This is a genomic window from Pseudomonas putida (assembly GCF_001636055.1).
GTDB lineage: Bacteria > Pseudomonadota > Gammaproteobacteria > Pseudomonadales > Pseudomonadaceae > Aquipseudomonas > Aquipseudomonas machongensis.
In genome coordinates this window covers 1,280,183-1,304,152 of the sequence record NZ_CP011789.1, presented here as the reverse complement: position 1 = coordinate 1,304,152, position 23,970 = coordinate 1,280,183, and the positions used below count along the sequence as shown (strand labels likewise).

Genomic DNA, 23,970 nt, shown 5'->3' with positions numbered 1-23,970 from the left:
ACAATCCTTATTCAGCTTTCAGCGCTTCAGCGGTCACGCTTTTCACGCCTTTAACGTTCTGGGTGATGCGCACCGCTTCTTTCTTCTGCGATTCGGTTACTTTGACATCGGAAGAAAGGGAGACAACACCGTGGCTGGTTTCAACTTTGATATCGCTGCCTGGGATGCCTTTTTCGGTCAGCAGATCAGCCTTGACCTTGGTGGTGATCCAGGTGTCCGAGGTTTCTTGCTTGGCGTCGGCCACCGGTTGGTTGGAAGCCAGCATCACTGGAGCTTGGGTAGCCTCTGCGGCGAATGCGCCGTTAGCCATCGACAGAGTCAGGGCGGTAGCAGTAGCGGCAGCAATGGCAAACTTCTTCATGTGGGTCACTCCTGTTTATTCGAAAGATCTGCGCCGAGGTTCCTGGCTGCAGGTATGAAGGTAGTTGCAGGGGCTGTGCCAGTTTTTCCGCTTCGCTTGATTCCTTTAAAAACAAAGAGTTACGGCATTTCACTTGTCAGGAGAGTCGTGCAATTTGCAACCCCGACGAAAAACCTGCATGCAAGATGCAAGTCCAACAGGTTTTTCTGCGCGCATAAAAAAAGGACCTCCGAGGAGGTCCTTTTTTCAGTCATTGCCGATAAGGCTTAGACACCCGATGCCTTGGCAGCGGCGACGTCCTTGATCGACAGCTTGATACGGCCGCGGTTGTCCACGTCCAGTACCAGTACTTCGACTTCCTGGCCTTCTTTCAGCACGTCGGTAACCTTCTCTACACGCGCATCGCTGAGCATGGAGATGTGCACCAGACCGTCCTTGCCAGGCAGGATGTTGACGAAGGCGCCGAAGTCGACGATACGCTCGACCTTGCCGACGTAGATCTTGCCGATCTCGGCTTCTGCGGTGATACCCAGGATGCGCTGCTTGGCAGCATCTGCCGCTTCCTTGGTTTCGCCGAAGATCTTGATCGAGCCGTCGTCTTCGATGTCGATCGAAGCTTTGGTCTCTTCACAGATGGCGCGGATGGTGGCGCCGCCTTTACCGATGACGTCACGGATCTTGTCGGTGTCGATCTTCATCGCGATCATGGTCGGGGCGTTGGCCGACAGCTCGGTACGCGACTGACCGATGATCTGGTTCATCTGGCCGAGGATGTTCAGGCGAGCTTCCAGGGCCTGGCCCAGGGCGATCTCCATGATCTCTTCGGTGATGCCGTTGATCTTGATGTCCATCTGCAGCGCGGTAACACCTTTGGCGGTACCGGCAACCTTGAAGTCCATGTCGCCCAGGTGGTCTTCGTCACCCAGGATGTCAGTCAGGATCGCGAACTTCTCGCCTTCCTTGACCAGGCCCATGGCGATACCGGCAACCGGCGCTTTCATTGGAACGCCAGCGTCCATCAGAGCCAGGGAAGCACCGCAGACCGAAGCCATGGAGCTCGAACCGTTGGATTCGGTGATTTCCGAAACGACGCGGATGGTGTACGGGAACACGTCAGCGGCAGGCAGCATGGCCTGGACCGAGCGACGAGCCAGACGGCCGTGACCGATCTCACGACGGCCAGCACCGCCCATGCGACCACATTCGCCTACCGAGAACGGCGGGAAGTTGTAGTGCAGCATGAAGGGGTCTTTCTTCTCGCCTTCGAGAGTGTCCAGCAGCTGGGCGTCACGGGCGGTGCCGAGGGTGGCAACGACCAGGGCCTGGGTTTCACCACGGGTGAACAGTGCCGAACCGTGGGTCTTGGGCAGAACACCGACTTCGATGTTCAGCGGACGTACGGTCTTGGTGTCGCGACCGTCGATACGCGGCTTGCCGTTGACGATGTTTTCGCGAACGGTGCGGTACTCGATTTCGCCGAAGATGTCTTTGACTTCGCTCGCCGATGGCTGGCCTTCTTCACCGGAGAACTTGGCGATGGCCTGGTCACGCAGCTCGCCCAGGCGCGCGTAGCGGTCGGCCTTGACGGTGATGGTGTAGCCCTGGGATACGGCTTCACCGAACTCGGCACGAATAGCGTCGAACAGTGCAGTGTTGGCAACGGCTGGTTTCCAGTCCCAGGTTGGCTTGCCGGCTTCGGCGGCCAGTTCCTTGACGGCCTTGATCACAGCCTGGAACTCGTCGTGGGCGAACAGCACGGCGCCCAGCATCTGGTCTTCGGTCAGTTCCTGGGCTTCCGATTCGACCATCAGTACGGCGTCGGAGGTACCGGCAACGACCATGTCCAGGCTCGAGGCAGCCAGTTGCTCGTAGGTCGGGTTAAGCAGGTAGCCGGTGCTTTCGTGGAAGGCAACGCGGGCGGCGCCGATCGGGCCTTCGAACGGAATGCCGGAGATGGCCAGGGCAGCCGAGGTACCGATCATCGCAGCGATGTCCGGATCGGTCTTCTTGCTGGTGGAAACCACGGTGCAGACGACCTGCACTTCGTTCATGAAGCCTTCAGGGAAGAGCGGGCGAATCGGACGGTCGATCAGACGCGAGGTCAGGGTTTCTTTCTCGGAAGGACGGCCTTCACGCTTGAAGAAACCGCCAGGGATCTTGCCAGCGGCGTAGGTCTTTTCCTGATAGTGCACGGACAGCGGGAAGAAGCCCTTGCCTGGATCGGCTTGCTTGGCACCGACCACGGTCACCAGCACGGTGACATCGTTGTCGACGGTGACCAGCACGGCGCCGGTGGCCTGACGGGCAATGCGGCCCGTTTCGAGAGTGACGGTCGATTGACCGAACTGGAACGTCTTGATTACCGGGTTCACGGTTTCCTACCTTTTCAGTGGCTCTTGGGGGAACTGGGAAAACTGGGATCTTGCGAATTCTTGGGCGGAAGGGAGTGTCGACTCCGTTGACCGTCCAGATACAACACGAGGCTGGGAGCCTGGGCGTCTTGCGAAAAATTCGCTCGACGGCATCAGGCTGCCAACCTCGGAGATACGCGTGGCGTGTCCAAGGGTAGCGCTGACAAGCAGCGCTCCCCAAGCATGCGACACGCCATGCACACCACTGGCCAGTCCGCTATTAGCGACGCAGGCCCAGGCGACCGATCAGGGCGCTGTAACGAGTGGTGTCTTTGCCCTTCAGGTAATCCAGCAGCTTACGACGCTGGTTGACCATACGGATCAGACCACGACGGGAGTGGTGGTCTTTTTCGTTGGCCTTGAAGTGGCCTTGCAGCTTGTTGATGTTGGCGGTCAGCAGAGCAACCTGCACTTCCGGGCTACCGGTATCGCCGGCGGCTTGCTGGTAATCGGCAACGATCTGAGCTTTTTCTTCGACGCTGAGGGCCATTTGGCTTCTCCTGATAAACGGATCCCGCAAGCGGGGTCCAATAGGCCAGGGACTTGAATCCCTGTATTAATAAAAAGAGGTATGACCGTGCCTACTGACAGCCATCCTCGGTTCCCCAGCGCACGACCGAAGCCCTGCCCTGTGGTTTCGGTCATTCCGACCGAATCAGTCGACGCGGCGCAATGCGCCCGTCTTCGCTCACTTCACCGATACCGATGAAGCGACCATTGTGATCCTGTACCCGGACCATGCCGAACTGCGGCGCGTCCGGTGCTCGCACTGACTGACCGTGCAGCCAGTAGAACGCGCTGTGCTCGGACAACAGCACCAGCGGCCAGTCCTGCAGCCCGCTGTCGGACGGCATGAGGAAGCGATCGAGTGCTTCGTTGCCGCCTTCGGCATGCGCCTGCTCGAGCTCCTCGAGCGTCACGGTCTGTGCCAGGGCGAAAGGCCCGGCCTGGGTGCGACGCAGTTCTGCGACATAGGCACCACAGCCCAGCACCTCACCGATATCCTCGACCAAGGTGCGGATATAGGTGCCTTTGCTGCAGCCGACCGAGAGGCGCGCACGGGTGCCTTCGCACTCGAGCAACTCCAAGCGGTTAATAGTAACAGAACGCGCCTCGCGCTCCACTACCTCTCCTGCACGCGCCAGCTTGTAAAGCGGCTGGCCGTCACGCTTGAGCGCCGAGTACATCGGCGGCACCTGGCGGATTTCACCTCGAAAACGCGGGATCGCGGCTTCGATATCGGCGCGACCAACGGTCACCTCGCGGGTCTGCAGCACCTCGCCTTCGGCGTCCGCGGTGCTGGTAGTCTGCCCCAGCTGCATGACGGTTTCGTAGCCCTTGTCGGAATCGAGCAGGTACTGCGAAAACTTGGTGGCCTCACCGAAGCACAGCGGCAAAACACCGGTGGCCAGTGGGTCGAGGCTGCCGGTATGGCCGGCCTTTTCTGCATTGAGCAGCCAGCGGACCTTCTGCAACGCTGCATTGGAGGTGAAACCCAAGGGCTTGTCGAGCAGGATGATACCGCTGACGTTACGACGGATACGTTTGACCTGGGCCACCGCTTACTCCTTGGTGTCCAGCTCGTCGGCATCCTTGTGCAGGCGATCTTCAGCCACCGCACGCTCGATCAGTGCCGAGAGGTGAACACCCCGGCTGACACTTTCATCGAAGTGGAAATGCAGTTGTGGAACGCTGCGCAGTTGCATCGCCCGCCCGAGGTGCAGACGCAGGAAACTGGCGGCACTGTTGAGCGCCTTGAGGGTCTGGGGTACGGCGTCGGCGTCATCCTGGCCCATCACGGTGATGAAAACCTTGGCGTGACCGAGATCACGACTGACGTCGACCGCGGTGATGGTCACCAGGCCCACACGTGGATCCTTGACTTCACGGCGGATCAACTCGGCCAGCTCGCGCTGCATCTGGTCGCCGATGCGTTGGGTACGGCTATATTCTTTTGCCATTTTTGCTACCTGTATCTTAAAGCGGCAAACGCCCGGTCAGGCGGGTGTGCCTGACCGGGCGTTACCTTCAGAGGCCCAGCCAGCCGCCTTGCGACGGGGCCTGGGCCGCGCCCATCCCTTACAGGGTACGGGCAACCTGGACTTTCTCGAAGACTTCGATCTTGTCGCCGACCTTGACGTCGTTGTAGCTCTTGACGCCGATACCGCACTCCATGCCGTTACGCACTTCGGCGGCGTCGTCCTTGAAGCGACGCAGCGATTCCAGCTCGCCTTCGAAGATCACAACGTCCTCGCGCAGTACGCGGATCGGACGGTTGCGGTACACGGTACCTTCGATGACCATACAGCCAGCGATGGCGCCGAACTTCGGAGAACGGAACACATCACGCACTTCGGCGACACCCAGGATGTTCTCGCGAACATCGCTGCCGAGCATGCCGGTCAGGGCTTTCTTGACGTCTTCGATGATGTCGTAGATCACGTTGTAGTAACGCATATCCAGACCTTCCTGCTCGACGATCTTGCGCGCGCCGGCATCGGCACGCACGTTGAAGCCGAACAGTACTGCATTCGAAGCCAGCGCCAGGTTGGCGTCGCTCTCGGTGATACCACCGACGCCGCCACCGATGACGCGCACCTGAACTTCGTCGTTGCCCAGGCTGCCGAGCGAGCCCTGGAGTGCTTCCAGAGAGCCGCGCACGTCGGTCTTGAGGACGATGTTGAGGGTCTTCTTCTCTTCCTGACCCATGGTCTCGAAGATGTTTTCCAGCTTGCCGGCGTGAGCACGGGCCAGCTTGACCTCACGGTACTTGCCTTGACGGAACAGGGCGACTTCACGTGCCTTCTTCTCGTCAGCGACCACGGACAGCTCGTCACCGGCTTCCGGGGTGCCATCCAGGCCGAGGATCTCGACCGGGATCGACGGGCCGGCTTCCTTCACAGGCTTGCCGTTCTCGTCGAGCATGGCACGTACGCGGCCATAGTTGGAGCCAACCAGAACCATGTCGCCCTGACGCAGCGTACCGTCCTGAACCAGGATGGTGGCGACCGGACCGCGGCCCTTGTCCAGACGCGACTCGACGACAACGCCACGACCAGGTGCGGTCGGGGTGGCGGTCAGCTCGAGAATCTCTGCTTGCAGCAGGACGGCTTCGAGCAGTTCGTCGACACCGGTACCCATCTTCGCCGAAACCTTGACGAACGGAGTGTCACCACCCCAGTCCTCGGAGGTCACGCCTTCGACGGCCAGTTCGTTGCGGATGCGATCGAGGTCGGCACCCGGCTTGTCGATCTTGTTCACCGCGACCACCAGCGGAACACCAGCAGCTTTCGCATGCTGAACGGCCTCACGGGTCTGTGGCATCACGCCGTCGTCCGCCGCCACCACCAGGATGACGATGTCGGTCGCCTTGGCACCGCGGGCACGCATTTGGGTAAACGCAGCGTGGCCCGGAGTATCGAGGAAGGTGACCATGCCGCGGTCGGTTTCCACGTGGTAGGCACCGATGTGCTGGGTGATACCACCGGCTTCGCCAGCGGCGACCTTGGCACGACGGATGTAGTCGAGCAGCGAGGTCTTGCCGTGGTCGACGTGGCCCATGACGGTCACGACCGGCGCGCGGGACTCGACTTCACCTTCGAACTTCAGCGATTCGGCCAGGGAGTCTTCCAGGGCGGTATCGCTGACCAGGGTGACCTTGTGGCCCAGCTCTTCGGCGACCAACTGAGCGGTCTCCTGGTCAAGCACCTGGTTGATGGTGACCGGAGTACCCAGCTTGAACATGAACTTGACGACTTCGGCAGCCTTGACCGACATCTGCTGAGCCAGCTCGGAGACGGTGATGGTCTCGCCGATGCTGACATCACGGATGACCGGACCAGTCGGGCTCTGGAAGCCGTGCTGGTTGCGCTTCTTCAGCTTGCTCTTGCCGCCACGGCCACGACGCGCGCCATCGCTCTCTTCGTCAGTGGTGCGCGGTGCAGCGCGCGGAGTCGGAGCTTTTTCCTTCTCCTTGACCTTGACCTTGATCGACACGCGAGGGGCTTCGCCACGACGCTCACCACCGGCGCCACGACGGTCGTCGTCACGGGTGCGGTTTTCGTTGCGACGGTTCTCGTCCTTCTTGCGCTCGGCGGCACGTGCCGCGGCGTCATCGGACACCGGGGCATCGGCCACTACAGGCTCGGCAGCAGCCGGAGCCGATTCGGCACGTGGCGCAGGCGCCGCAACCGGAGCTTCGGCGGCCTGACGGCGAGCCTGCTCTTCGTTACGCTGGCGAGTCTCGGCCTCGACCTTCTCACGCGCAGCATTCTCAGCGGCACGGCGCTCTTCAGCCTCACGCTTCTGCTCGGCCTGGATCTCTTCCGGGCTGCGCTGCACGAATACTTTCTTCTTGCGTACTTCTACGCTGATGCTCTTGCTACCGGCGACACGCAGGGTGCTGGTGGTCTTGCGCTGCAAGGTAATCTTGCGTGGCTCTTCCGCCTTGCTCTTGTGGCTGCTCTTCAGATGAGTCAGCAGAACCTGCTTCTCATTGTCGGTCACTACCTGACCGGCGTCGGTGTGCGGCAGACCTGCCTCACGCATCTGCTGCAGCAGGCGCTCTACCGGTGCCTCGACCTCTTGGGCCAGTTCTTTCACCGTGACTTGCGTCATGCACTTCTCTCCTCAGGCCGCGCCTAATTACTCGAACCAGTGGGCTCGGGCGGCCATGATCAACTTGCCGGCACGCTCTTCGTCGATGCCGTCGATGTCGAGCAGGTCGTCGATCGACTGCTCGGCCAGGTCTTCGCGGTTAACCACGCCGCGCACCGCCAGTTCCGCCGCCAGGTCCTTGTCCATGCCCTCGAGGGAGAGCAGGTCTTCGGCCGGATGGGCGTCTGCCAGTTTTTCTTCGGTAGCGATGGCTTTGGTCAACAAACGGTCCTTGGCACGAGCACGCAGCTCGTTGACGATTTCCTCGTCGAAGCCATCGATGTTGAGCATTTCTTCCAACGGTACGTAAGCAATTTCTTCGAGGCTGGTGAAGCCTTCGTCGACCAGCACCTGTGCCAGCTCTTCGTCGACTTCCAGTTCCTCGATGAAGTTACGCAGGATGTCACCTGTTTCAGCTTGCTGCTTGGCCTGGATATCCTTCTCGGTCATCACGTTCAGGGTCCAGCCAGTCAGCTGACTGGCCAGGCGAACGTTCTGACCGCCGCGGCCGATAGCCTGCGCCAGGTTGTCCTCGGCAACGGCGATGTCCATTGCGTGGGCATCCTCGTCAACGATGATCGCCGCGACTTCGGCCGGCGACATGGCGTTGATGACGAACTGTGCCGGGTTCTCGTCCCACAGGACGATATCCACACGCTCACCACCCAACTCACCGGAGACTGCCTGGACGCGCGAACCCCGCATGCCGATGCAGGCGCCTTGAGGATCGATACGCTTGTCCTTGGAGCGCACGGCGATCTTGGCGCGCGAACCCGGATCACGGGACGCTGCCATCACCTCGATCAGGCCCTCGGCGATTTCCGGCACTTCGATGCGGAACAGCTCGATCAGCATCTGCGGTGCGGTACGCGACAGGATCAACTGCGGGCCACGGTTCTCGGTGCGGATTTCCTTGAGCAGTGCACGCAGGCGCACACCGACGCGGAAAGTCTCACGCGGGATGATGTCTTCGCGAGCCAGCAGCGCCTCGGCATTGTTGCCCAGGTCGACGATGACGTTGTCGCGGGTGACCTTCTTGACGGTGCCGGAGATGATCTCGCCGACACGCTCGCGGTAGGCGTCGACCACCTGGGCGCGCTCGGCCTCACGGACCTTCTGCACGATGACCTGCTTCGCGGTCTGGGCGGCGATACGACCGAACTCGATGGACTCGATCTTCTCCTCGATCACGTCGCCAATCTTGGCGTCCGGATGAGAGTCCTTGATCTTGTCCAGCCAGGTTTCAATCGCCGGATCGTCCAGGTCGTTTTCGTCGACCACGGTCCAGCGACGGAAGGTCTCGTAGCTACCGGTGTGGCGGTTGATTTCCACACGCAGATCGACTTCGTCTTCAAAACGTTTTTTGGTTGCGGTAGCCAGGGCCACTTCCAGCGCTTCGAAAATGACGCCGGGTGGTACACCCTTTTCGTTGGATACCGATTCAACAACCAGCAGTACTTCTTTGCTCATCGTACGCCTCGCCTTGCGCAAGCCATTAGGCCCGGAATGTCCGCCGGGCCCGGCACGTCTCAGTCAAAACTGGGAATAATATTGGCCTTGTCGATCGAGTCGATCGGCAGCAGGAATTCGTTGGTATCCACCTGGATCACCACGTCCTGATCCTCCACACCGCGGAGAAGGCCCTGGAAGTTACGACGACCCTCGAAGGGCGTACGCAGCTTGATCTTCACTTGCTCGCCCGCATGCGAAGCAAACTGTTCCAGTGTGAACAGCGGGCGATCCATGCCTGGAGAGGACACCTCAAGGGTGTATTCACTGCTGATCGGATCTTCCACATCAAGAATGGCGCTGGCCTGACGGCTGACCGCTTCGCAGTCGTCCACCAGGATGCCGTCTTCCTTGTCGATATAGATGCGTAGTACCGAATGCTTACCCTGGGAAACGTATTCGATCCCCCAGCACTGATAGCCCAGACCCTCGACAACCGGGGCCAACAAGGCCTGCAACTGTTCTAGCTTGCTCGACACCTGAACCCCCTCGTGCATGCTGTGCAAATAAAAAATGGGCGAAGCGCCCATCCCTGAAAGCGCCGTTGAACAACGACGCGAAGAACTGTTCAGCTAGCAAAAAGCCCCTGAAAAGGGGCTCCGCTGAAGCTGGTTGCGGGGGCTGGATTTGAACCAACGACCTTCGGGTTATGAGCCCGACGAGCTACCAAGCTGCTCCACCCCGCGACAAAGCTGGGGCGAAAGTATAAGACCGAACCCTGTGCAGGGTCAATCCGACCTCCACCTGCAAGAAAGCCCGCTAAAGCGGGCTCTCATGCTTCAATTGGTACCGAGAAGGGGACTCGAACCCCTACACCCTATGGGCACAACCACCTCAAGGTTGCGTGTCTACCAATTCCACCACCTCGGCAATATTACATCTTGAAACCCGTTACTTCTGCTCTTCGGTAGGAGGAGGGACGTCACCTTTTGGGGCGGCTTCACTCTTCTGTTCCTGGAGCACCGGTACATCATCATTTACTGCCGGCTTTTGCTCTTTAACTTCCAGCACTGCTGGATCTGGCAAACCGGCTTGAGTCAGCTGGTGTGCCTGCTGCTTGGCGAAGTATCCTAACCCAAGTGCAGTCAAAAAGAAAGTGGCAGCAAGTATAGCAGTAAATTTACTCAGGAAGGTAGCAGAACCTTGGCTTCCGAACACAGTATTTGAAGCACCTGCGCCGAAAGATGCACCTGCTTCCGCACCTTTACCCTGTTGCATCAGAACCAGCGCTACCAGCGCCAGTGCAGCCAACAGATGAAAAACAACTACGACTGTTTCCAGCATATGTTCAGTTTCCTGCGGCGCGACAAATTGCACCGAATTCGTCTGCGTTCAGGGATGCTCCACCAATGAGCCCCCCATCAATATCCGGCATGCCGAACAGTTCGGCCGCATTGGCCGCCTTCACGCTACCGCCGTAGAGAAGTTGCGCATTCGCTGCAACTTCGGCGTCCAGCGCCTTCAGCTGCGCACGGATGGCAGCATGCACATCCTGGGCTTGCTGAGGCGAGGCCGTCAAACCAGTGCCAATGGCCCATACAGGCTCATAGGCAATTACTGCATTGGCAAAAGCCTTGATACCGAATGCATCGATAACACTGCTTAGTTGACGCCCGACAACTTCGAGCGTCCTGCCAGCCTCGCGCTCCTCGAGAGTTTCCCCTACGCAGAGCACCGGCTTCAAACCACTTGCCTGTGCGGCTGCAAACTTGCGATTCAGCACTTCGTCCGTTTCACCAATAATCTGGCGACGCTCCGAATGGCCAATCAACACCAACTTGCAACCGACTTCAGCCAACTGACTAGGTGCAACTTCACCTGTCAGCGCACCCTGTTCGGGCTGTACTGCAGAATTCTGTGCTCCAACGATGATCCCCTTGCCGCTCAACTCATCAATGACTTGATTGATGAACAACGACGGCGGAAACACCGCAACTTCGACACCACTCGGAAGAGCCAGATTACTCAGGCTCAGGCTCAGCTCAGCGACGCTGGCGCGGGTACCGTGCATCTTCCAGTTACCAGCTACCATGGGGCGACGCATGCTCTACCTCGTCGGTCAAAGTGGGCGCAGATCTTACCCAACCAGAATCGCGCTGGCAAGCGTCTTTCAGGCACAAACTTCTGCAACGACCTTGGCCAAGGCTTCGGCATGGCTGCGCACCTGACTTTCGTCGTCGCCCTCGACCATCACTCGCAGCAGCGGCTCGGTCCCGGACTTGCGCAGCAGCACACGGCCACGGCCAGCCATCGCCTCGGTGACCTTGGCACTGGCTTCCTGCACGGCAGGATTTTCCAGCGGATCGGCACTACCGGCGGCATAACGGACATTGATCAGTACCTGCGGGCATTTGCGAATCGCCTGACGGGCCTGGGCAAGGTTTTCACCACGACGCTTGAGCGCCATCAACACCTGCAGTGCCGCAATGATCGCGTCGCCTGTGGTGGTGTGGTTGCAGCACACCACATGGCCGGAATTCTCACCACCGAGCAGCCATTCGCGTTCAAGCAGCTCGGCCATGACATAGCGGTCACCGACCTTGGCGCGTGCGAATGGAATGTCGAGGTCCTTGAGCGCCAGCTCCAGGCCCAGGTTACTCATGAGCGTGCCAACTACCCCACCCTGCAGCTTGCCTCGTTCCTGCAGGTCGCGGGCAATGATGAACAGCAGCTCGTCACCGTCGACGATCGCTCCCGTATGGTCGACCATCAGTACACGGTCGCCATCGCCATCGAAGGCAATACCCAGATCGGCATGCCCCACCAGCACGGCCGCCTGCAACGACTCGATATGCGTGGAGCCACAGCCCTCGTTGATGTTCAAACCATCAGGCTGGGCATGCAGCACAGTGACATCGGCACCCAGCTCGCGGAACACGCTGGGAGCGACCTTGTAGGTGGCACCATGGGCGCAATCGACGACCAACTTGAGGCCGGCGAAATCAGTGCTGCTAGGCACGCTGCTCTTGCAGAACTCGATGTAGCGACCGGCAGCGTCGTTGATGCGAGAAACCTTGCCCAGTTTGCTCGACTCGACCACATTCATCGGCTGATCGAGCAACTCCTCGATCATCAGCTCGACCTCGTCTGGCAGCTTGGTACCGTTGCCCGAGAAGAACTTGATGCCGTTGTCATCATGCGGATTGTGCGAAGCACTGATGACGATACCCGCTTCAGCATGGAAGGTACGGGTCAGGTAGGCGATGGCCGGGGTCGGCATCGGCCCGAGGAGCATCACGTCAGCGCCGGCAGCCGAGAGGCCGGCCTCCAGAGCCGACTCGAACATGTAGCCGGAGATACGGGTATCCTTGCCCACCAGAACGCGGCAGTTGCCCTGCTTGCGGAAGGCCATGCCCGCCGCCCAGCCGAGCTTCAGCATGAAGTCGGGAGTGATCGGATATTCGCCAACGCGGCCACGGATACCATCGGTACCAAAGTATTTTCTGCTCATAGGAACTCCAAACGTTCTTATTCGGCGCTCTGTACCGCAGCGATCATGCGCACCACATCGACAGTCTCGGCCACATCATGCACGCGCAGGATGCTCGTCCCCATGGTCATGGCCAATGCCGCCAGTGCGAGGCTGCCGTACAGCCGCTCGCCGACCGGACGATCCAGCGCCTGGCCGATCATGCTCTTGCGCGAGACGCCCACCAGCAGCGGCCGTCCCAAGCGATAGAGTGCTTCCATATGCTTGAACAGGCTCAGGTTGTGCGCCAGGTTCTTGGCGAACCCGAAGCCCGGATCAAGAATGATTCGTTCCGCACCGATGCCGACTGCCGCGCAGGCAGCCATACGCCGCTCCAGATAGCTAGCCACCTCTTGGGTGACGTCGTCATACCGCGGATTGTCCTGCATGTTACCCGGCTCACCGCGCATGTGCATCAGGCATACCGGCAGGCCGGTGTCGGCCGCAGCATCCAGCGCACCATCGCGCTCCAGGGCACGCACATCGTTGATCAGCCCGGCGCCAAGCCGAGCCGTCTCGCGCATTACCGCGGGCGTAGAGGTATCGACGGAGATGATGACATCAAGGCGACTGCTGATCGCCTCGACGATCGGAGCGACCCGCTCCAGCTCCTCGACGGGCGACACTGCGCGAGCGCCGGGACGAGTAGACTCGCCACCTACATCGATAAGCGTGGCACCCGCCGCGACCATGGCCTCGGCATGGCGCAAGGCCTCGTCACGGCGGCTGAAGCGACCGCCGTCGGAAAATGAATCAGGGGTGACGTTGAGGATACCCATGACATGGGTACGGGACAAATCAAGAACCCGGTTGCCGCAAGGCAACCGGGTCGGGTACTGCTGAGAGGTCATATGAACCCTTAGTGTTGAGCCGCCGGACCACCGATCGGCGACTCTGGACGATCACCCTGCGACGCCTGGTTGCCGGAGGTACCGGCATCGTTGTCCCAGTCGCGCGGCTCGCGCGGCGTACGACCTGCCATGATGTCGTCTATCTGGTCGGCATCGATGGTTTCGTACTTCATCAGGGCCTCGGCCATCGCGTCAAGCTTGTCGCGGTTGTCGGTGAGGATCTGCTTGGCGGTGGCATAGCACTGATCGATGATGCTGCGCACTTCGGAATCGATCAACTTGGCGGTCTCGCCGGAGACGCTGGCGTGCTGGCTGCCAGCACTGCGGCCAAGGAACACCTCGCCCTCTTCTTCGGCGTACATCAACGGACCGAGCTTCTCGGACAGGCCCCACTTGGTGACCATGTTCCGGGCGATCTGGCTGGCACGCATGATGTCGTTGGACGCACCCGTGGTGACGCCATCGAAGCCCAGGGTCATCTCCTCGGCGATACGGCCGCCGTACAGCGAACAGATCTGGCTGATCAACGCACGCTTGGAGAGGCTGTACCGGTCTTCCTCGGGCAGGAACATGGTCACACCGAGCGCACGACCGCGCGGAATGATCGAGACCTTGTACACCGGGTCATGCTCAGGCACGACACGACCAACGATGGCGTGACCGGCCTCGTGATAAGCCGTGTTCTGCTTCTCTTTCTCGGACATGACCATGGTCTTGCGCTCGGCGCCCATCATGATCTTGTCCTTGGCCAGCTCGAACTCCTTCATCTCGACCAGGCGCTTGCTGGAGCGAGCGGCGAACAGCGACGCCTCGTTGACCAGGTTGGCAAGATCGGCACCGGAGAAGCCGGGGGTACCACGGGCAATGACGGCGGCGTTGACGTTCTCGCCGACCGGCACCTTGCGCATGTGCACCTTGAGAATCTGCTCGCGACCACGGATATCCGGCAGGCCCACCACCACCTGGCGGTCGAAGCGACCAGGACGCAGCAGCGCCGGGTCGAGCACATCAGGTCGGTTGGTCGCAGCGATGACGATGATGCCATCGTTCATCTCGAAGCCATCCATCTCGACCAGCAACTGGTTCAGTGTCTGCTCGCGCTCGTCGTGACCGCCACCCATGCCGGCGCCACGGTGGCGACCGACAGCGTCGATCTCGTCGATGAAGATGATGCACGGCGCGTGTTTCTTCGCCTGCTCGAACATGTCACGAACACGGCTGGCACCGACACCGACGAACATTTCGACGAAATCGGAACCGGAAATGGTGAAGAACGGCACTTTCGCCTCACCGGCGATGGCCTTGGCCAGCAAGGTCTTACCGGTACCGGGCGGGCCGACCATCAGCACGCCACGTGGGATACGACCGCCCAGGCGCTGGAATTTGCCTGGATCACGCAGAAACTCGACCAGTTCGCCGACTTCTTCCTTGGCTTCGTCGCAACCCGCGACATCGGCCAGGGTGGTTTTCACCTGGTCTTCGGAGAGCAGGCGCGCCTTGCTCTTGCCGAAGCTCATCGGCCCGCCCTTGCCGCCCGCACCGCCTTGCATCTGGCGCATGAAGAACATGAACACGGCGATGATCACGAGGATCGGGAAGCTGGCGACCAGCAGCTGGGTCCAGATGCTCTGCTGTTCGGGTTGCTTGCCTTCGATCACGACATGATTGTCGACCAGGTCGCCGATCAGGCCGTTGTCGGCGATGGCCGGACGAACGGTCTTGAAGTTGTCGCCATCGGTACGCTTGCCGGTGATGACGGCGCCGTCGACGGTCACACGCTCGACCTTACCGTCCTTGACCTGCTGGATGAAGTCGGAATAGTTGAGGGTCTGCGGCTCGTTAGGGCTGGAGAAGTTGTTCATCACCGTCACGAGGACAGCCGCGATGATCAACCACAGGATCAGATTCTTTGCCATGTCGTTCAATTAGCTACCCTCTGAGGTCGGCGCACGACGCAGCCGTGCCTCGCATGATATTCACCGCCCTAACTTACTACATTACCTGCGCATCCGCAGGCACCGTCTGTAACCCTTTGTGAAACCTAGACTACACGAAGTTCGGACGATCCTGAGGCCGCGGCCGATTGGAAATAACTATCGGCCAGCCCGCAAGCGCCCGCTCACTCGCCCTTGTACCCCCTGGCCAGCAAGTACTGTTCACGGGACCGATCCCGAGAGGACGACGGCTTGCGCATCTGCACCTTGTCGAACTTGCTGCGCACGTCCTTGAGGTACACATCGAAGCCTTCTCCCTGGAAAATCTTGATCAGGAAGTCACCACCGGGCTTGAGCACACGGGTTGCCAGATCCAGGGCGAGTTCGCAAAGGAACATGGCTCGCGGCATGTCCACAGCGGGCGTACCACTCATATTGGGGGCCATATCGGAAATCACAAGGTCCACATGCGAATCGCCGACCGCCTGGAGAATCTGCTCGAGTACCGAATCCTGGGTGAAATCGCCTTGGATGAAGGTCACGTCAGGGATCGAGTCCATTTCCAGGATGTCGGAGGCAATCAGACGTCCTTGACCACCAATCAGACGACTGGTCACCTGCGACCAGCCGCCCGGCGCAGCACCAAGGTCGATAACGCTCATGCCGGGGCGGATGAGGCGGTCCTTTTCCTGGATCTCCAGCAGTTTGTAGCTCGCACGCGAGCGGTAGCCGTCCTTCTGCGCCTGCTTGACGAAAGGATCGTTGAAATGCTCTCTCAGCCAGTTATGGCTGCTTTTGGAACGCTGCGCCACGGGGCACCTCGATGATTAGCGTCGTGATTGACTGGGCGGAGCCAGTGGCCCTCGGGTAAAATGGCCACCAATTTTACAGAATCAGACGAAAAGGGTCAGATTATGCCGCTCAATAACGAGCAGAAGAAACAGTACAAGTCTATTGGTCACGACCTGAAACCGGTCCTGATCGTTGCCGGTAACGGCTTGAATGAAGGCGTGATCGCCGAACTGGAGCGTGCGCTGGCCGATCACGAACTGATCAAGGTCGAAATTCGCTCGGAAGATCGCGAAGAGCGCGCCGCCGCTATTGCAGCACTGTGCAAGGCAGGCCGTGCCGAGCTGGTACAGACCATTGGCAAGAAGGCACTGATCTATCGCAAGAACCCACAGCCGAACAAGCAGCTGTCCAACATCCACCGCTACAAGTAAGGGTGGCGCCGGTCAGTGGCGCGCCTTGCGCACCCTGACCGGGACCGGCTGGGCCACCAGCACGATGCCAGAAAAGCCCAGCACCAGGAAACAGAACATCTGCCAGCGCTCCCCTACGGAAATCCCGTAGCGCAGCGTGTAGTAGCCGACACAGGCACCAAAGCCGAGCAACAGCATCTGGCCGCGGAACTGCCGCCACCAAGCCGCCAGGCCATCCACCCTCGCCAGCACTGCCAACTGGGTCAACAGCCCGAGCAGCGCCACGCCGATCAACCAGCGATCGATCTGCCCGGCGATGTCCTGCACCAATAATGGCGCAAGGCCGCTGACCTTCAGCGCCGGCACCAGCCCCACATGAAACACCCACAGACCACCGACCCAGAATACCTGGGCCAGTTGCCAGAGGATGCCCTCGAGGGACGGCGCGCGCTGGCGCCGATCAGATGTGCTTGACTTCGACAATCTCGTACTCGACGGTGCCGCTCGGCGTCTTGACCACGACCGTATCACCCTCTTCCTTGCCAATGATGGCACGGGCGATAGGCGCGCTCGCCGAGAGCTTGCCTTTCTTGATGTCCGCTTCATCCTCGCCAACGATCTGGTAGGTCACCTGATCGCCGGTCTCGGTATTCTCCAGATCCACGGTGGTCCCGAAAATCACCTTGCCGGTATGGGCGATGGTGGTGACATCGATCACCACCGAGTTCTGCAGACGCCCTTCGATGTCGCGGATACGCGCCTCGACCATGCCCTGCTCCTCACGGGCGGCGTGGTACTCGGCATTTTCCTTGAGATCGCCGAGCTCACGAGCCTCGCCGATCGCCTGGCTCAGACGTGGACGCTCGGTCTTGCTCAGGAACAAATGCTCTTCTTCCAGGGCGCGAGCGCCCTGGACGGTCATCGGGTACTTGGTAATGCTCATGCTTTGAGTCCTGCATGCAGATCCTGCAGGCGACGAACGGTCTTCTCGGGACCGAATTTCAGCGCCTCGCAGATGGCTTCACCTGCCGCAATGGTGGTCGTGCAGTAGATCTTGTGCTGCAGCGCATTGCGACGAATCGAGTAGGAATCGGCGATCGACTGGCGGCCTTCGGTGGTGTTGATGATCAGCGACACTTCGTCGTTCTTGATCATGTCGACCACGTGCGGACGACCTTCGGTCACCTTGTTCACACGGCGCACTTTCAGGCCAGCCGCTTCGATAACCTTGGCGGTGCCGGCAGTAGCAACCACTTCGAAGCCCAGGGCGATCAGGTCGCGGGCAACGCCAGCCACTTGTGGCTTGTCGTCGTCACGCACGCTGATGAACGCGGTACCGCCGGTCGGCAGCACTTCGCTGGCCCCCATCTGGGCCTTGGCGAAGGCTTCACCGAAGCTGTCACCGACACCCATGACTTCACCGGTTGATTTCATCTCAGGGCCGAGGATCGGGTCAACCCCTGGGAACTTGGCGAACGGGAAGACAGCTTCCTTGACGCTGTAGAAGTTCGGGATGATTTCCTGGGTGAAGCCCAGCTCCTTGAGGGTTTTACCAGCCATGACGCGGGCCGCGATCATCGCCAGCGAGGTGCCGATGCACTTGGACACGAACGGTACGGTACGCGAAGCGCGCGGGTTGACTTCGATCACGTAGATCTTGTCGCCCTGCAGGGCCAGCTGCACGTTCATCAGGCCGACAACGCCGAGTTCCAGGGCCATTTTCTTGACCTGAACGCGGACTTCGTCCTGCACTTGCTGGCTCAGCGAGTAAGGTGGCAGCGAGCACGCCGAGTCACCGGAGTGAACGCCAGCCTGTTCGATGTGCTGCATGATCGCGCCGATCACCACGTCGGTGCCGTCGCAGACAGCGTCCACGTCCATCTCGATGGCGCAGTTAAGGAAGTGGTCGAGCAGGACCGGGCTGTCGTTGGACACCTGGACCGCTTCGCGCAGGTAGCGCTTGAGCTCGTCCAGCTCGTAGACGATCTCCATGGCGCGACCGCCCAGGACATACGACGGACGCACGACCAGCGGGTAGCCGATGCCACCAGCAGCGTTGATGGCTTCTTCTTCGCTGCGCACGGTGGCGTTTGGCGGCTGCAGCAGGTTCAGGCGCTGCACCATCTGCTGGAAGCGCTCGCGGTCTTCGGCGCGGTCGATGGCGTCCGGGCTGGTACCGATGATCGGCACACCGGCTTCTTCCAGGGCACGGGCCAGTTTCAGCGGGGTCTGGCCGCCGTAATGGACGATCACGCCCTTCGGCTTCTCGACGCGGCAGACTTCCAGCACGTCTTCCAGGGTCAGCGGCTCGAAGTACAGGCGATCGGAGGTGTCGTAGTCGGTGGAGACGGTTTCCGGGTTGCAGTTGACCATGATGGTCTCGTAACCGTCTTCACGCAGGGCAAGGGCTGCGTGTACGCAGCAGTAGTCGAACTCGATACCTTGGCCGATACGGTTCGGGCCACCACCCAGGATCATGATCTTGTCGCGGGTCGACGGGTTGGCCTCGCACTCTTCCTCGTAGGTGGAGTACAGGTAGGCGGTGTCGGTGGCGAACTCGGCCGCGCAGGTGTCGACGCGCTTGTAGACCGGGAACACTTCCAGCTTGTGGCGGTGACGACGCAGGTTCTTGTCAGTGATGCCGAGCAGCTTGGCCAGGCGCTGATCCGAGAAGCCCTTGCGCTTGAGGCGCAGCATGTAGTCCTTGTCGATGGCCGACAGGGCCAGGGTCTTGACCTTCTCTTCTTCCTTGATCAGATCTTCCATCTGCACCAGGAACCACAGGTCGATACCGGTCAGCTCGAAGATTGCTTCGATCGTCATGCCCGAGCGGATGGCGTCAGCCACGTACCAGATACGCTCGGCGCCCGGCACGGTCAGCTCGCGCTTGAGGATGCTGGAGGCATCGGCGCTGGCCAGGTCGACTTTCGGGTCCAGGCCGCAGGCGCCAACTTCCAGGCCGCGCAGGGCTTTCTGCAGGGACTCCTGGAAGGTACGGCCAATGGCCATGACTTCACCGACCGACTTCATCTGGGTGGTCAGGCGGGCGTCGGCTTTCGGGAATTTCTCGAAGGCGAAGCGTGGCAGTTTGGTTACGACGTAGTCGATGGACGGCTCGAAGGACGCCGGGGTACGACCACCGGTGATGTCATTCTGCAGTTCGTCCAGGGTGTAGCCGATGGCCAGCTTGGCGGCGATCTTGGCGATCGGGAAGCCAGTCGCTTTCGAAGCCAGGGCGGACGAGCGCGAAACCCGCGGGTTCATCTCGATCACGACCATGCGACCGGTGTTCGGGCAGATACCGAACTGCACGTTGGAACCGCCGGTTTCGACACCGATCTCACGCAGCACCGCCAGCGAGGCGTTGCGCATGATCTGGTATTCCTTGTCGGTCAGGGTCTGTGCGGGAGCAACGGTGATGGAGTCACCGGTGTGCACGCCCATCGGGTCGAAGTTCTCGATGGAGCAGACGATGATGCAGTTGTCCTTCTTGTCGCGGACCACCTCCATCTCGTATTCCTTCCAGCCGATCAGCGACTCGTCGATCAGCAGTTCCTTGGTCGGCGACAGGTCCAGGCCACGGGTGCAGATTTCTTCGAATTCTTCACGGTTGTAGGCGATGCCGCCACCGGTGCCACCCATGGTGAACGAAGGACGGATGATGCACGGGAAGCCCAGTTTCTCGAGAACCGCGTAGGCCTCTTCCATGCTGTGGGCGATACCGGAGCGCGGGCACTCCAGGCCGATGTCCTTCATCGCCTTGTCGAAGCGCGAACGGTCTTCGGCCTTGTCGATGGTGTCGGCGTTGGCACCGATCATCTCTACACCGAACTTTTCCAGAACGCCGTGGCGCTCCAGGTCCAGGGCACAGTTCAGTGCCGTCTGGCCGCCCATGGTTGGCAGCACCGCGTCAGGGCGCTCCTTTTCGATGATCTTGGCCACCGATTGCCACTTGATCGGCTCGATGTAGGTGGCGTCGGCCATGGCCGGGTCGGTCATGATGGTGGCCGGGTTGGAGTTCACCAGGATGACGCGGAAACCTTCCTCGCGCAGGGCTTTACAGGCCTGGGCGCCGGAATAGTCGAATTCGCAGGCCTGGCCGATCACGATCGGGCCAGCGCCGAGAATCAGGATGCTTTTGATGTCTGTACGTTTTGGCATGGTTGTCACTCAAATCCGCGGGTCAGTCGGCAAGCCGTCTTGAACAATCTGGGTCAGGCGCTTCCGGACGCGGCGTGTGCCGGTCCGGGGCCTTGATGCAGGATGCTCAGCGGCGCTTGGCCATGGCATCGATGAAACGATCGAACAGTGGCGCGACATCGGTCGGGCCTGGGCTCGCTTCAGGGTGGCCCTGGAAGCTGAACGCGCTCTTGTCGGTACGCTCGATACCCTGCAGGGTGCCGTCGAACAGCGACTTGTGGATGGCGCGCACATTGCCCGGCAGGGTGGCTTCGTCGACGGCGAAACCGTGGTTCTGGCTGGTGATCATGACCACACCGGTATCCAGGTCCTGGACCGGGTGGTTGGCACCGTGATGGCCGTGCCCCATCTTGACGGTCTTGGCACCGGAGGCCAGGGCCAGCAACTGGTGGCCGAGGCAGATGCCGAACACCGGAGTCTCGGTCTCGAGAATCTCTTTGATCGCCTGGATCGCGTAGTCGCACGGCTCGGGATCGCCAGGGCCGTTGGACAGGAACACGCCGTCAGGGTTGAGGGCCAGCACTTCGCTTGCCGGCGTCTGGGCAGGTACCACGGTCACGCGGCAGCCGCGAGCAACCAGCATGCGCAGGATGTTCAGCTTGACGCCGTAGTCGTAAGCGACGACATGATACGGCAGCTCGGACGCTTCGAGGGTCGGGTGGCTGTCGGTCTTCAGCTCCCACACGCTGGAACGCCACTCGTAGCGCTCCTTGGTGCTGACCACTTTGGCCAAATCCATGCCCTTGAGGCCCGGGAAGGCACGTGCAGCCGCGATGGCGGCCTCTTCGCTGATATCGTCACCGGCCAGGATGCAGCCGTTCTGTGCGCCTTTCTCACGCAGGATGCGGGTCAGGCGACGGGTATCGATACCGGCGATGGCCACGACATTGTTGGCCTTGAGGTAGTCCGGCAGGGACTGAGTGTTACGCCAGTTGCTGGCCAGCAGCGGCAGGTCGCGAATCACCAGGCCCGCGGACCAGACGCGATCGGACTCGGCGTCTTCGGCGGTGGTGCCGGTATTGCCGATGTGCGGGTAAGTCAGGGTAACGATTTGCTGGGCGTAGGAAGGGTCTGTAAGGATTTCCTGGTAGCCGGTCATAGCGGTGTTGAACACCACCTCACCAACGGTTTGCCCGTCGGCCCCAATGGCCTCACCGCGAAAAATGCTGCCATCAGCAAGGGCGAGTATGGCTGGCTTTGTCAAGAAGACCTCCCGTAAATGACGCATGAAGGGGCGATCGCAGGTTGCAAAAAAGCGGAGTGCCGTATGGATACGTCACCCCGCTTTTATGTGCTGAATTCAATTCTCTGCGCGCTTTTAGTGGATACACTAAAGCTGTAGTTTACAGAAAAGTGAGGTTTCGGTCTACCGCATATGTGCCTCTAAAACACATGATTGCGACAGAACGACGTCGGCAGTGACGGCTCAATGCAGCTCGAGCACATCCTGCATGTCGTACAGCCCAGGCTCGCGCCCATCGAGCCACAGCGACGCGCGCACGGCCCCCTTGGCAAAGGTCATGCGGCTCGAGGCCTTGTGGGTTATCTCGACACGCTCACCCTCTGCCGCGAACAGCACGGTGTGATCGCCGACAACATCCCCGGCACGCACGGTGGCAAAACCGATGGTCTCGCGCTTGCGCGCACCGGTCTGGCCTTCACGACCATATACAGCCACTTCCTGCAGATCGCGCCCCAACGCCTGGGCAACCACCTCTCCCATGCGCAGCGCAGTACCCGACGGCGCGTCGACCTTGTGCCGGTGGTGAGCCTCGATGATCTCGATGTCCACCTCGTCACCCAGCACCCGCGCAGCAGTATCGAGCAACTTCAGGCACAGATTGACGCCAATGCTGAAGTTGGCAGCGAAGACGATCGGAATCTCCTTGCCCGCCTCCGCCAGCAGGGCCTTTTCGTCCTGCGAAAAACCGGTGGTACCGATGACCATGGCCTTGCCTGCCTTGCGGCAGAACGCCAGGTTCTTCAGGGTCACCGAGGGGTGAGTGAAGTCGATGAGCACATCGAACTCGTCGGCGACCTTGGTCAGGTCATCGGAAATCGGTACGCCGATACGGCCCAACGCCGCGAGCTCGCCGGCGTCAGCCCCCACCAGGGTGCTGTCCGGGCGATCGATCGCTGCCGTCAGGCCCGCCTGGGGAGCCTGCTGCTGCACGGCTTCGATGAGGATCTTGCCCATCCGCCCTGCCGCACCCATCACTGCAATACGTCGCATAGCCTGTTCCTTGTCAGAGATCGCCGAAGAAGCGCTTCATACCCTCGAACCAACCACTGGCCTTGGGCGAATGGGAGCTGTCGCCATCGAGCGAATCACGCAGCTCTTCAAGCAGCTCGCGCTGGCGGCGACTCAGGTTGACCGGTGTCTCGACCGCGACGCGGCACAACAGGTCGCCCGCCGCACCACCACGCACCGGCGCCACGCCCTTGCCGCGCAGGCGGAACTGCTTGCCGGTCTGGGTGCCTTCCGGGATCTTCAGCTTGACCCGGCCGTCCAGTGTCGGCACTTCCAGCTCGCCACCGAGCGCCGCATCGGTGTAGCTGATCGGCACCTCGCAATACAGGTGCTTGCCATCGCGCTGGAAGATCGAGTGCTCACGGACACTGATGACCACATACAGGTCGCCGGTCGGGCCACCATGCGCCCCGGCCTCGCCCTCGCCAGACAGGCGGATGCGGTCACCCGTATCGACACCCGCCGGCACCTTGACCGACAGGGTCTTGTATTCCTCGACACGGCCTTCGCCGTGGCAGGAGTTGCACGGGTCGGTGATGATCTTGCCCGAGCCATGGCAACGCGGGCAGGTCTGCTGCACCGAGAAGAAACCTTGCTGCATGCGTACCTGACCGATACCGCCGCAAGTCGGGCAGGTCGACGGCGTCGAGCCCTTCTTGGCGCCGGTACCATCGCACGGCGCGCAGTTGACCAGCGTCGGCACACGGATATTGACCGTGGTGCCACGCACCGCTTCTTCCAGGTTCAGCTCGAGGGTGTAGCGCAGGTCACTGCCGCGCTGGGCGCCGCCACGACCACCGCCCCGGCCACCGCCGAAGAAGTCGCTGAAGACGTCGCCGAAGATATCGGAGAAGTTGGCGCCGCCGAAGCCGGCACCGCCGCCACCCATGCTCGGGTCGACACCGGCATGGCCGTACTGATCGTAGGCGGCGCGCTTGCTGGCGTCGGAGAGCACTTCATAGGCCTCGTTGGCCTCCTTGAATTTCTCTTCCGACTCTTTGTCGCCCGGGTTGCGGTCTGGGTGAAACTTCATCGCCAGGCGGCGATAGGCCTTCTTGAGGTCACCTTCGCTGGCGCCGCGCTCGACACCCAGGACCTCATAAAAATCACGCTTTGCCATAGGTCA

21 protein-coding genes and 2 tRNA genes are annotated in these 23,970 nt (G+C 60.8%); 1 reads left to right on the top strand and 22 read right to left on the bottom strand.

Translation table 11 applies throughout. The features are described from left to right. Positions 1-7 precede the first annotated feature (7 nt). From AB688_RS05895 to rlmE, 16 genes are all read right to left on the bottom strand, one after another. Positions 8-361 carry a BON domain-containing protein gene (locus AB688_RS05895; protein WP_063542739.1) on the bottom strand — a complete coding sequence of 118 codons (354 nt, stop codon included), beginning with the start codon at positions 359-361 and terminating at the stop codon, positions 8-10. A 266-nt stretch (positions 362-627) separates the two neighbouring features. Beyond that, a complete protein-coding gene (gene pnp, locus AB688_RS05890; protein ID WP_063542737.1) occupies positions 628-2,733 on the bottom strand; it encodes a polyribonucleotide nucleotidyltransferase in 2,106 nt (701 codons plus the stop codon). 259 nt (positions 2,734-2,992) lie between these two features. Then, positions 2,993-3,262 carry a 30S ribosomal protein S15 gene (gene rpsO, locus AB688_RS05885; RefSeq protein WP_029613930.1) on the bottom strand — a complete coding sequence of 90 codons (270 nt, stop codon included), beginning with the start codon at positions 3,260-3,262 and terminating at the stop codon, positions 2,993-2,995. 151 nt (positions 3,263-3,413) lie between these two features. Further along, entirely contained in the window at positions 3,414-4,331 is a 918-nt protein-coding gene (gene truB / locus AB688_RS05880; RefSeq protein WP_063542735.1) for a tRNA pseudouridine(55) synthase TruB, read from the bottom strand. A 3-nt stretch (positions 4,332-4,334) separates the two neighbouring features. Next, on the bottom strand, positions 4,335-4,733 hold the full coding sequence (rbfA, locus tag AB688_RS05875; protein WP_054892610.1) for a 30S ribosome-binding factor RbfA: 399 nt from the start codon (positions 4,731-4,733) through the stop codon (positions 4,335-4,337). Positions 4,734-4,851: 118 nt separating this feature from the next. Beyond that, positions 4,852-7,389, bottom strand: a complete 2,538-nt coding sequence (gene infB / locus AB688_RS05870; RefSeq protein WP_063542733.1) for a translation initiation factor IF-2 — start codon at positions 7,387-7,389, stop codon at positions 4,852-4,854. Positions 7,390-7,416: 27 nt separating this feature from the next. Continuing rightward, positions 7,417-8,898: a transcription termination factor NusA gene (nusA, locus tag AB688_RS05865; RefSeq protein WP_054892612.1), complete on the bottom strand. Its 1,482-nt coding sequence runs from the start codon at positions 8,896-8,898 to the stop codon at positions 7,417-7,419. Positions 8,899-8,957: 59 nt separating this feature from the next. Continuing rightward, positions 8,958-9,416, bottom strand: coding sequence for a ribosome maturation factor RimP (rimP, locus tag AB688_RS05860; RefSeq protein ID WP_054892673.1), 459 nt, complete (start codon positions 9,414-9,416; stop codon positions 8,958-8,960). A 130-nt stretch (positions 9,417-9,546) separates the two neighbouring features. Beyond that, positions 9,547-9,623 (bottom strand) — tRNA-Met (locus tag AB688_RS05855). A 98-nt stretch (positions 9,624-9,721) separates the two neighbouring features. Further along, a tRNA-Leu gene (locus AB688_RS05850) sits at positions 9,722-9,807 on the bottom strand. A gap of 21 nt (positions 9,808-9,828) precedes the next feature. Continuing rightward, complete coding sequence (gene secG / locus AB688_RS05845; RefSeq protein ID WP_054892613.1) at positions 9,829-10,221, bottom strand: preprotein translocase subunit SecG; 393 nt, start codon at positions 10,219-10,221, stop codon at positions 9,829-9,831. A gap of 4 nt (positions 10,222-10,225) precedes the next feature. Continuing rightward, positions 10,226-10,981, bottom strand: coding sequence for a triose-phosphate isomerase (gene tpiA, locus AB688_RS05840; protein WP_063542731.1), 756 nt, complete (start codon positions 10,979-10,981; stop codon positions 10,226-10,228). A gap of 66 nt (positions 10,982-11,047) precedes the next feature. Further along, entirely contained in the window at positions 11,048-12,388 is a 1,341-nt protein-coding gene (gene glmM / locus AB688_RS05835) for a phosphoglucosamine mutase (RefSeq protein WP_063542729.1), read from the bottom strand. Positions 12,389-12,405: 17 nt separating this feature from the next. Then, a complete protein-coding gene (gene folP / locus AB688_RS05830; protein ID WP_054892616.1) occupies positions 12,406-13,257 on the bottom strand; it encodes a dihydropteroate synthase in 852 nt (283 codons plus the stop codon). A gap of 8 nt (positions 13,258-13,265) precedes the next feature. Beyond that, positions 13,266-15,173: an ATP-dependent zinc metalloprotease FtsH gene (gene ftsH, locus AB688_RS05825; RefSeq protein ID WP_054892617.1), complete on the bottom strand. Its 1,908-nt coding sequence runs from the start codon at positions 15,171-15,173 to the stop codon at positions 13,266-13,268. Positions 15,174-15,376: 203 nt separating this feature from the next. Next, positions 15,377-16,003, bottom strand: a complete 627-nt coding sequence (gene rlmE, locus AB688_RS05820; RefSeq protein ID WP_054892618.1) for a 23S rRNA (uridine(2552)-2'-O)-methyltransferase RlmE — start codon at positions 16,001-16,003, stop codon at positions 15,377-15,379. 102 nt (positions 16,004-16,105) lie between these two features. Between rlmE and yhbY the strand changes: the two genes are divergently transcribed. Next, the gene (yhbY, locus tag AB688_RS05815) at positions 16,106-16,414 is read left to right on the top strand and encodes a ribosome assembly RNA-binding protein YhbY (RefSeq protein ID WP_063542727.1); all 309 of its coding nucleotides are present in this window, start codon (positions 16,106-16,108) and stop codon (positions 16,412-16,414) included. A 12-nt stretch (positions 16,415-16,426) separates the two neighbouring features. Here the strand turns inward: yhbY and AB688_RS05810 are convergent, their stop codons facing one another. The 6 genes from AB688_RS05810 to dnaJ all read right to left on the bottom strand — a co-directional run bounded on the left by AB688_RS05810 (position 16,427) and on the right by dnaJ (position 23,964). Further along, positions 16,427-16,876 carry an MFS transporter gene (locus AB688_RS05810; protein WP_081255198.1) on the bottom strand — a complete coding sequence of 150 codons (450 nt, stop codon included), beginning with the start codon at positions 16,874-16,876 and terminating at the stop codon, positions 16,427-16,429. Next, positions 16,854-17,336 carry a transcription elongation factor GreA gene (greA, locus tag AB688_RS05805; RefSeq protein ID WP_081255197.1) on the bottom strand — a complete coding sequence of 161 codons (483 nt, stop codon included), beginning with the start codon at positions 17,334-17,336 and terminating at the stop codon, positions 16,854-16,856. Before greA ends, AB688_RS05810 begins: the two co-directional genes overlap by 23 nt. Beyond that, entirely contained in the window at positions 17,333-20,554 is a 3,222-nt protein-coding gene (carB, locus tag AB688_RS05800) for a carbamoyl-phosphate synthase large subunit (RefSeq protein ID WP_063542724.1), read from the bottom strand. The genes greA and carB overlap by 4 nt, the downstream gene beginning before the upstream one ends. A 106-nt stretch (positions 20,555-20,660) precedes the next feature. Beyond that, the gene (gene carA / locus AB688_RS05795) at positions 20,661-21,797 is read right to left on the bottom strand and encodes a glutamine-hydrolyzing carbamoyl-phosphate synthase small subunit (protein ID WP_054892621.1); all 1,137 of its coding nucleotides are present in this window, start codon (positions 21,795-21,797) and stop codon (positions 20,661-20,663) included. A 222-nt stretch (positions 21,798-22,019) separates the two neighbouring features. Beyond that, complete coding sequence (gene dapB, locus AB688_RS05790; RefSeq protein WP_063542722.1) at positions 22,020-22,826, bottom strand: 4-hydroxy-tetrahydrodipicolinate reductase; 807 nt, start codon at positions 22,824-22,826, stop codon at positions 22,020-22,022. 13 nt (positions 22,827-22,839) lie between these two features. Further along, the gene (dnaJ, locus tag AB688_RS05785; RefSeq protein WP_054892623.1) at positions 22,840-23,964 is read right to left on the bottom strand and encodes a molecular chaperone DnaJ; all 1,125 of its coding nucleotides are present in this window, start codon (positions 23,962-23,964) and stop codon (positions 22,840-22,842) included. Positions 23,965-23,970: the final 6 nt, after the last annotated feature.